This window comes from Ruegeria sp. D4 (assembly GCF_056534475.1).
This window is the reverse complement of the sequence record NZ_JBQFPJ010000019.1, coordinates 82720-91894: the sequence shown is the minus strand read 5'-3', so window position 1 is coordinate 91894 and position 9175 is coordinate 82720. Positions and strand designations below refer to the sequence as shown.

Annotated in this window: 7 protein-coding genes and 1 tRNA gene; 6 read left to right on the top strand and 2 right to left on the bottom strand. The window is 57.9% G+C overall.

Annotated features, from left to right (window positions below):
• Positions 1 to 66: 66 nt before the first annotated feature.
• Positions 67 to 1890, bottom strand: coding sequence for a BCCT family transporter (locus ACR0MI_RS19950; protein WP_170612047.1), 1824 nt, complete (start codon positions 1888 to 1890; stop codon positions 67 to 69).
• 500 nt (positions 1891 to 2390) lie between these two features.
• Here ACR0MI_RS19950 and ACR0MI_RS19945 point away from each other — a divergent pair, with 500 nt between their 5' ends.
• The 6 genes from ACR0MI_RS19945 to ACR0MI_RS19920 all read left to right on the top strand — a co-directional run bounded on the left by ACR0MI_RS19945 (position 2391) and on the right by ACR0MI_RS19920 (position 7547).
• Complete coding sequence (locus ACR0MI_RS19945; protein WP_170612048.1) at positions 2391 to 3296, top strand: LysR substrate-binding domain-containing protein; 906 nt, start codon at positions 2391 to 2393, stop codon at positions 3294 to 3296.
• 99 nt (positions 3297 to 3395) lie between these two features.
• On the top strand, positions 3396 to 4550 hold the full coding sequence (locus ACR0MI_RS19940; protein ID WP_170612050.1) for an aromatic ring-hydroxylating oxygenase subunit alpha: 1155 nt from the start codon (positions 3396 to 3398) through the stop codon (positions 4548 to 4550).
• Between the two features lie 11 nt (positions 4551 to 4561).
• On the top strand, positions 4562 to 4822 hold the full coding sequence (locus ACR0MI_RS19935; RefSeq protein WP_170612052.1) for a hypothetical protein: 261 nt from the start codon (positions 4562 to 4564) through the stop codon (positions 4820 to 4822).
• A gap of 131 nt (positions 4823 to 4953) precedes the next feature.
• A complete protein-coding gene (locus ACR0MI_RS19930; protein ID WP_480440766.1) occupies positions 4954 to 6417 on the top strand; it encodes a flavin-containing monooxygenase in 1464 nt (487 codons plus the stop codon).
• Positions 6418 to 7398 carry an alpha/beta fold hydrolase gene (locus ACR0MI_RS19925; protein WP_170612056.1) on the top strand — a complete coding sequence of 327 codons (981 nt, stop codon included), beginning with the start codon at positions 6418 to 6420 and terminating at the stop codon, positions 7396 to 7398.
• 72 nt (positions 7399 to 7470) lie between these two features.
• A tRNA-Met gene (locus ACR0MI_RS19920) sits at positions 7471 to 7547 on the top strand.
• Here ACR0MI_RS19920 and ACR0MI_RS19915 read toward each other — a convergent pair.
• Positions 7504 to 9117, bottom strand: coding sequence for a recombinase family protein (locus ACR0MI_RS19915; RefSeq protein WP_480440764.1), 1614 nt, complete (start codon positions 9115 to 9117; stop codon positions 7504 to 7506). The genes ACR0MI_RS19920 and ACR0MI_RS19915 overlap by 44 nt on opposite strands.
• Between the last annotated feature and the right edge of the window lie 58 nt (positions 9118 to 9175).

The following is a 9175-nucleotide window of genomic DNA, read 5'->3' as shown; positions in this document are numbered from 1 at the left end:
CCCGTTCCAAACCGAACAGCGCCGCCCCTGTCGGGGCGGCGCCTGATCTTGTCTGTCGCTATCCGATTATTCGGCGGCTTGGGTAGAGACACCGTGCTTTTCACGCTGTCCGTCGCGGAACAACGCCTTGCCCAGCGCGATGCACATCAGGCCCATCACCATGGTAAAGGGCAGTGCACCGATAATCATCGCATTGCGCAGCGCATCCATTGGGTTGTTTTCACCCGCAGCGAGGACCAGTGCGCCGATCACGGCCGTCAGGATCACACCCCAGATGATGCGGTGCTTGATACCGGTTTCCTGGCTGCCGCCGGACATGATGGTGTTCATTACCAGAATGCCCGAGTCCGCAGAGGTCACCAGGAAGGTCATGATCAGGATCACGCACATGACGTTCAGCATGGACAACAGCCCGCCGTCGATCATGTAGGACAGTGTCACGAACAGTTTGTTGGTGTTCGAGGCCCCGATGATTGCGCCTTCCGCCGCGCCTGCCAGTTCCAGATCGATCGCGGTGCCGCCCAGTACGGTCATCCATGCAAAGCAGACCAGTGCCGGTGCGAAGACGCAACCCAGGATGAACTCGCGCACGCTGCGACCCTTGGAGATGCGCGCCAGGAACAGGCCCACGAAGGGCGAGAACGCGATCCACCAGGCCCAGTAGAATGTGGTCCAGCCTGCCTGCCAGCCGAACTGACGGCCCTGCTCGCCTGCTGCATAAGCCGCGGTCAGGGTGGCTTCGTCCAATTCGGCGGCTGCACCTTCCAGACCGCCCTTGAAGCCATCAAAGCTGCCCCAGGCATTGGTTGCGCCGCCCATCAGGTCAGCCGCATGCGCCTGCGCCTCGGCGGGCAGAGCTGCTGCAAAAGCTTCGGCCGAAAGCGGGCCATAGGCATTAAAGCTGAGCGACAGGAAGTGCAGAATGTAGTCCACCATCGCCGAGCCGTAGGTGGTCATGGCGAAGACAAACGAGCCGAAGACGATGAACGTGCCCAGAAGGATGATCGACAGCACAAGGTTCAGGTTCGACAGGTACTTGACGCCCCGGCCAACACCGGAAACCGCCGAAATGATCGACAGGCCCATGATGACGACCAGCCCCGAAATCAGACCGACCTTGCTGGGGGTCGGAACCTCGCCGCCCATATCCATGATCCACTGCATGCCGGTAATGGCATAAAGACCGTCGATGAACTGGCTGACGCCGTAGCCGATGGTGACCGAGACACCCAGAATAGTCGCCACAACACCCAGAACGTCCACGGTGTGGCCCAGAAACCCGTTCATCAGGCGGCCAAACAGAGGCGTCAGCGCCGAGCGGATCGTCAGGGGCATGTTGCGCGTATAGGCGTAATACGCCAGCGACAGCCCGGTTACCACGTAGATCGCCCAGGCGTGGAAGCCGTAGTGCAGGTATGTGAAGCGATATGCGGATTGCAGCGCCTCAGGCGAGTTGCCCTCGACCGAGCCCGAGACCACCACGGGGTTCGAGCCCCATAGACCCAGAGGTTCGGCGGTGGCAAACACCATCAGGCCAACACCCAGACCCGCGCCGAACATCATCGAGAACCACGAGAAATTCGAGAATTCGGGCTTCTCACCCGGTGTACCCATGATCCGCCGGCCGGTGGATGGCAGGATCGCAACGATGGCAAGGAAGAAGAAGAACAGCCCGACGATGATAACGTAGAAGCTGTTGAATACTTCAAGCAGCCTGCCGTTCCAGCTGCCGAGCGTGCTGTTCGCATTGGCCGGGAACACCAGCGCCCAAAGTACGAGCGCGACCATGATCCCTTTGCTGATCAGGGCGATCGGGACGCTGTAGTTCTCGTAGAAACCGGCATCCGCCGTTTCTATCTCGAGATCCGTGAACGGTTCGGGTACTGACATATTCTCTCCTCCATGGCGATGTCATTATTTTGGGGGTCTGCGTGGTTGCGTATGCACCTTCGCGCCGACGTCCTGCTGTAGCTGACGACCGGGCATGCGGCCGGGGTACACATGAAACCCTTTCAACCCCGGGAAGTGCCAACGCGCGCTCCCATACGCACAGATTTCAGCGCAACCTGGTCCGAAAACACGTGCTGCGCCCTGGCCTTCCAGTTTTTTTTCACACGGGTGACGCCCAGAATTGGCACGGAACCCGAAACTGTCTGCGGACCTGTTCAACGGCGTTTTTTGCAGCCTATTGTACTCGACCCTCATTGGTTCGTCTGCATACAAGGTCGATTTCGGTCGTATTCGGCGTTTACCGACACTATCCGACCCATTGCCGACCCCAGCCGCCATTTGTGACTGACAGATGCATCTATTATTTAGCAAAATCAGTTCTACAACCGAGAAAATTCTATTATTCACTTGAATGATCCTAAACCGAGTACTGATTACGCATGTCCAGACGCCATTATAAACTGCCGCCTTTGACCACCCTTTCTGCCTTCGAGGCAGCAGCACGGCATCTGAGCTTCAAGAACGCCGCCGAGGAATTGTCGGTCACACCCGGTGCAGTCAGCCATCAGATCAAGGCGCTGGAAGGCGATCTGGATACAGCGCTTTTTCAACGCAAGCATCGCGGTGTGGACCTGACCGAGGACGGAAGGGCATTGTACGAGGCATTGTCCACGTCCTTCGGGCGTATCTCAAAGACGCTGGCGACGATCCGCGACCGCACGTCGGGCGGCAAGGTGACCGTCGGATCGACAACGGCCGTCGCCGCATTGTGGCTGTCACCCTCCATCATCCGGTTCTGGCGGGAAACGCCTGAAGTCAATGTCGATCAGATCTCGCAGGATCGTCCTTTCAGGAACCGGCCCGAGATTGATTTCTTCATCCGATACGGCAAGGACAATGACCGTACGCTGTCGCATACCCCGCTGTACCGAGATCAGCTGATCGCGGTCGGCAGCCCGGACATGGCCGAAAGACTTGCGGGTGCGGATTTGGAACAATTGGCCGCCCAGCGGCTTATTCATCTGGATTCAGAGGATCAGACCTGGACGACATGGCCGGACTGGTTTCAAATTCTGGGTTATTCAGGAAACATCCCGGTGGAAACACGCGTCAACAGCTACTCGGTGGCCTTGCAGCTTGCGCGCAAGGGCGCAGGACTGGCACTTGGATGGCAACGCCTGATCAGGCCTATGTTGCAATCGGGGAAACTGGTTCCGATCGGCCCGCATCGCCTGACGGCCCCCAACCAGTTCTACCTGGTCGGCCGACCGGAAGAGGAACTGACCGAGAATGCTCGCGCGCTCAAGAACTGGATCATTCAGGAGGTGCGTCAGAATTCGGATTAGATCAGGTCAAGCTGTGATGAGGATTTCTGATATTGAAGCGGGGACGGCGGTTCCGTCAAAACGATTGAAATGCATCCAGCCAAGAGTCAGGAGAGCCCGATGAACAAGCATAGTGTTCTGTCATCCGTTCTGAACAATGTGAATATCGCAAACGGCCTGCCGAACGAACATTATATCGACCCGTTGGTTTTTGCCGAAGAAAAACAGTCGGTCCTGTTTTCGAATTGGTCTGGTATCGGGTTTGGCAAGGACGTCCCCGAGGAAGGAGACGCCAAACCAGTGGACTTTCTGGGTATGCCCCTGTTGATCGTGCGCGACCGCGACGGCGAGATCGGCGTGTTTCAGAACACCTGCCGGCATCGCGGAATGATCCTGGTGGATACGCCCAGAAAAATCGGCGGTGCCATCCGCTGTCCCTATCACAGCTGGTGCTACAGCCTGAAAGGCAAGCTGCACGCGACGCCTCATGTGGGGGGACCGGGACAGAACAAGCATGAAGACATCGACAAGGACGATCTGGGGCTGGTACGGATTCGGTCTTACGTCTGGCGTGACGTGATCTTCGTCAATGTCAGCGGCAACGCTCCCGATTTCGAAGAGGTTCACGGACCGCTGATGGAACGCTGGGGCGAATTTGAACAGCCTATCTTTCACGGCGGCGAGACATCGTCCTTCAAGCTTGAGATCAAGTCCAACTGGAAGCTCGCAGTCGAGAACTATTGCGAAAGCTATCATTTGCCGTGGGTGCATCCCGGTCTCAACAGCTATTCCCGCCTGGAAGATCACTATAATATCGAAGCGCGCAACCACTACTCGGGCCAGGGAACGCTGGTTTACCGTCAACTGACAGATCAGGACGGTGCCACGCTGCAGGATTTTGCCGGCCTGAGCGACAAGTGGGATGAGGGCGCGGAATATGTCGCGCTGTATCCCAACGTGCTGTTGGGCGTCCAGCGCGACCACAGCTTTGCCATCGTTCTCGAGCCTGTCGATCAGGAGAACACGGTGGAACATATCGAGCTGTATTACGCCAAAAGCGAAGCCGAAACGCCCGAGCATGACGGGTTGCGCGCCTCGAACGCGCAGCTCTGGAAAACCGTTTTCGAAGAGGATGTTTTCGTCGTGGAAGGTATGCAGAAAGGTCGGCACGGCGTTCTGTTTGACGGCGGGCGGTTTTCGCCGGCGATGGACGGACCGACCCATTGCTTCCACCACTGGGTGGCCACGCAGATCGAAAACGGCCGGACAGTCTGAGGAACGGCCGGGTGAAGGATCGGACAGATCAAGATCAACGGGCTACGCTGGATCGGCTGCTGCTGGATGCACATTCCCGAGGCGACCACGTAGACCTTGTCCGCTATTACACACAGGCCGCGGACGAGCGTGAAGCCGTTCTCGACCTGGACGCGGCCTGCTTCTATCTGACCCATGCCTTTGTCTTTGCGCTGGAAGCCGGCGTGCCCGAGGCCGATGTTCTGAACTACCGGCTGTTTGAACATGGGCGCGCGGAACGGCTGGAGTTCTGAGCCAGCGGTCGACGGTGACGTTCCTCGCCGTTACACTGCCCTAACGTCGCCCTGTTCACACGCGCGCTAAAACTTCTATCCTGCCCGGGGCTTCAATCGGACCGTCACCGGAGGGGCAAACGTTGGAAAACGTGACTGACATGCTGATCGTTGGCGCCGGGTTTTCCGGGCTGACCATGGCGCTGGAGGCGCGAAAGCGCGGAGTTACCAACATCGCCATCCTTGAAAAAGCAGGCGATATCGGCGGGACCTGGCGCGAGAATACTTATCCCGGCGTTGCCTGTGATATCCCCTCGCATCTCTATTCAATGGCCACCCACCCGAACCCGGACTGGAGTCGGGCCTATGCGGGCGGTGCCGAGATTCAGTCCTATCTGCAGAAGATCGCTCGCGCCGAGGGCCTATACGATCTGTGCCATTTTCACCAAAGCCTGAAATCTGCCAGTTGGGACGGCACAAGCTGGCAGGTCGAAACACATGAAGGTCAGCACTGGACCGCAAGGTTTCTGGTCTCGGCAATTGGTGCGCTGCATGTGCCGAACATTCCGGATATCCCCGGCGCCGAGAGCTTTCCCGGCCCTTGCTTTCATTCCGCCGAATGGGATCACGACGTCCCATTGGCCGGCAAACGCGTCGCGGTTGTGGGCACTGGCGCATCCGCGGTTCAGTTCGTGCCCGAGATCGCCAAATCCGCGGCGGATGTCACCGTTTTCCAGCGCAGCCCGCCTTATGTCCTGCCGCGCCCTGACGGCCCAATTGCACCATGGGTACGTCGCCTCTACCGTCACGTCCCCCTGCTGCCACGCCTGCGGCGCAAGCTGATCTACATGATTTTTGAGTACCGCCACAAAGTATTTCGCGGCGAGGCGCGCATGGTGAATTTCGCAATGAAAATGTGGCGTAAATCACTGACTGGCGCGATCCCGGATCCTACCAAGCAGAAGATGCTGACGCCCGGTTATCGGATCGGGTGCAAACGTATCCTGAGCTCGAACGACTGGTACCCGGCACTGGCCCGCGACAACGTCCATCTTGTTGCGCAAGGGGTGGCATCCATTGAGTCCGACCAGATCATCGCAACAGATGGCAGCACGGTTCAGGCTGACGTTCTGATTTGGGGGACCGGCTTTCACGTCACGGATGTGGTGCAACGACTGGACATCTCGGGCGTCAACGAAATTACCCTGCACAAAGCTTGGGGCGACGGAATGCAGGCCAATCTGGGCACCGCGATCGCCGGTTTCCCGAACTTCTTCATATTGCTGGGGCCGCATACCGGGCTGGGGCACAACTCGGTTGTTCTGATGATTGAAGCCCAGGTGAAACACATTGGCCGCGTTCTGGCGCAGATGAAGAAAAAAGGGCTGAAGGCCATCATGCCGGATGCCGCGAAACAGGATGAGTTCACACGCGAGATGCGCGAACGGCACACCGACAGCGTCTGGCAGACCGGCGGCTGCACGTCGTGGTATCAGGATGCGCAAGGGCGCAACACCACGCTGTGGCCCGGCACCGTGGCGGAGTACGAAAAGAGGATGGCGCAGGCGGGTTTGGAACAATACCGTCCAGTGCCCACGCCGAATGGAGAATTGTAGATGACGACTATCCTGATCTTGCTGGGCGCATTGGGCCTCTTTCTGCTGGCCACGAACCTTTGGACGCGGCGGCTGACCAAAAAGGGGTTCGAAAGGGTGCCTCAACCGGGTCAGGTGGTCGCGGTTGATGGCGGCAGCATCCACTATGTCGAGCGTGGAGATCCCACCAACCAGACCATCGTGATGATCCACGGTCTGTCGGGGCAGCTACAGCATTACACCTATGCGCTGATGGACGAATTGACGGACGATTTCCACGTCATTGCCATTGATCGCCCTGGCTGCGGGTATTCCACCCGGGACGACGCGTCGTTGGGCACCCTTCCGGAGCAGGCCCGGATGATACAGGAGTTTCTGGACCAAAAATCGGTCACCGACGTCATTCTGGTCGGGCATTCTCTGGGCGGGGCGGTGTCGCTGGCGATGGCCCTTGAATATCCCGACCGGATTGCGGGGCTCGCGTTGCTGGCCCCGCTGACACAGCAAATGCCCGCGCCGCCACAGGTTTTCAAACCGCTGGAAATCCGGACTGCCTGGTTGCGCAACCTGATCGGAAATACGATCGCCGTGCCGCTGGCGGCAAAGACAGCGCCCCATGTTCTGAGCGCCGTTTTTGAGCCCGAGCCCGCCCCGGCGGATTTCCTGGACCGGGCGGGCGGTGCCCTGGGGCTGCGTCCATCAGCCTTCATCACAGCCTCGCAGGACGTGGTTGGCGTGGATACCAGCATCGAAGACCAATGCCGCCGCTACCCGGAACTGCAAGTGCCGGGCGGTATTCTTTACGGCGCTCAGGACGCCATCCTCTCAGCCGCGCAGCACGGCCCTCCGATGACAGAATTCGGCCTGACCTACGAGGAAACTGGCAAGCACGGCCATATGATCCTCATCACCATCCCGGAAATTTGCGCATCGTTCATCCGAAAGATTGCCGATAATTGCCGCTCATCCCGATTGGATTCGGCAGGTCAGACCAAAGAGTGAAAGATTCCGCCACGGACCGCCATTTCCCTCTTGACCCTGCCGGACCCCTCCCTTAAATCGCCTGTCACTCGTGGCGGAGTAGCTCAGTTGGTTAGAGCAGCGGAATCATAATCCGCGTGTCGGGGGTTCAAGTCCCTCCTCCGCTACCACCAAACCCCCCACCTTTTTGGAACGGTTTGAAACCAAGGCGCTAAGGCGGCCCTTCACCTCGACCGGCACGCCGTCTTCCTCGGTCGGAGACACAACGATCTCCGAAATCAAGCCGCGCACCGCATCACGTGCTTTTGGATTCGAATTGCCGTCGTGCGCCTGCATAGAAGAGATCATTTCATCCAGGGCCGTGACATACTTGGAAGCTGTTGCTGGATTGAACTCGAACGGCTGCTCCTTCTCGTCAAAGCTGGCCAACACATCCATGGCAACCGAAGCGCGTTCTTTGGCCTCAGTCAACTTTGCCTCTCCTTCGACTCCTTCAAGAATACCCATCTCGAAAAGTTCGATACGACGCGATAGCAGCTTGTTGGCTTCTGCTACCGTGCGTTCAAGTTTCTTCCTGTCTGGTTTGCCGGCTGCGTTGAGTTCGCGACGTTCTTCATTGTAGGCACGGATGAATTCATTGATGTAGGTTGGCATCGACAGCTCTTTTCTTAGTTCGGCCAGCAGGGCGCTTTCGATCTTGTCGAGGCGAACCTTCCCATTATTGTTGCATGAGCCACTCTCTTTAGATGCAGAGCAACGGATCCGGATAGCACTGCCGTTTCGGTCATGAATAGACATGCCACCACCGCAGCAACCGCACCTAAGCAGGCCCGAGAATGGACGCAAGGGTTTGCGAGTCGACTTTCCGGAGCGCTTATTTTCGGACTGCTTGGCCAACCGTTTCTGAACCGCATCCCACAGTTCCTCAACGATTAAACGTAGATGCGGAACCTCTGCATACTTCCAGTCTTCGGCCGGCTTTTCGCGGCTGACTCTTTTTCCTGTTGTCGGATCGCGCACCATCTTGACGCGATCCCAGACGAGGATGCCCGCGTAGAGTGAGTTGCGGAGGATTCCATAAGCGCGCTTCTTATTGCCGTTCAGCGTGGAAGCGTTCCACTTTGGCCCACGTGGCGGCAACTCACCCTGAGCGTTGAGATCATGAGCAATATCTCGCGGGGAGGCTCCTTTAGAGTAGGCCAAAAAAATTCGGCGTATAACTTTCGCTTCGTGTGCTTCGATCTGAAGCTCACCGGGTTTCCCCGATATGGGTGAGTAGCCATAAGCCTTGCCGCCGGCACTCAAACCCTTGGCAATGTTGCCTGACATTCCGCGATGAACTTTTTCACGGAGGTCCTTAAGGAACATCGTACCATAAAGGCCGCGGAAACCGATTTGAAGCTCGGACTGAACCCCTTCACTGGCAGAGATGATATCGACGCCTGCGAAGCTAAGCTGCTTTTGCACATACTGAAGATCTCCGATATCTCGGCTAATTCGGTCGACGCATTCGACAACCAATGCATCAATTTCGCCAGCTCTCGCTGCTTCGAGAAGATTGGCAAGGCCAACTCGCCCGACCAGGGTCGCGGATGACATGGCCTTGTCTTCAAAAACTTGGACTAATCGGTATTTCTCGCGTCTCAGGTAGCTTCGGCAAAGCTCCACCTGATCTTCAATGGAGCGCTCCGATTGGAGCGTGGTCGAATAGCGGGCGTAGATCGCAGCGCGGCGTTGCATTCTCTCGAGTTCCTCGCGTCTTGTTGTGCTGCCGCCCGGGCCAATTCCCGGACGAGCT

Bases quoted from the DNA above. Each gene is read 5' to 3' on its own strand.
- ACR0MI_RS19915 (WP_480440764.1), bottom strand. From the start codon at position 9,117: ATGCAACGCCGCGCTGCGATCTACGCCCGCTATTCGACCACGCTCCAA.
- ACR0MI_RS19940 (WP_170612050.1), top strand. From the start codon at position 3,396: ATGAACAAGCATAGTGTTCTGTCATCCGTTCTGAACAATGTGAATATC.
- ACR0MI_RS19945 (WP_170612048.1), top strand. From the start codon at position 2,391: ATGTCCAGACGCCATTATAAACTGCCGCCTTTGACCACCCTTTCTGCC.
- ACR0MI_RS19925 (WP_170612056.1), top strand. From the start codon at position 6,418: ATGACGACTATCCTGATCTTGCTGGGCGCATTGGGCCTCTTTCTGCTG.
- ACR0MI_RS19950 (WP_170612047.1), bottom strand. From the start codon at position 1,890: ATGTCAGTACCCGAACCGTTCACGGATCTCGAGATAGAAACGGCGGAT.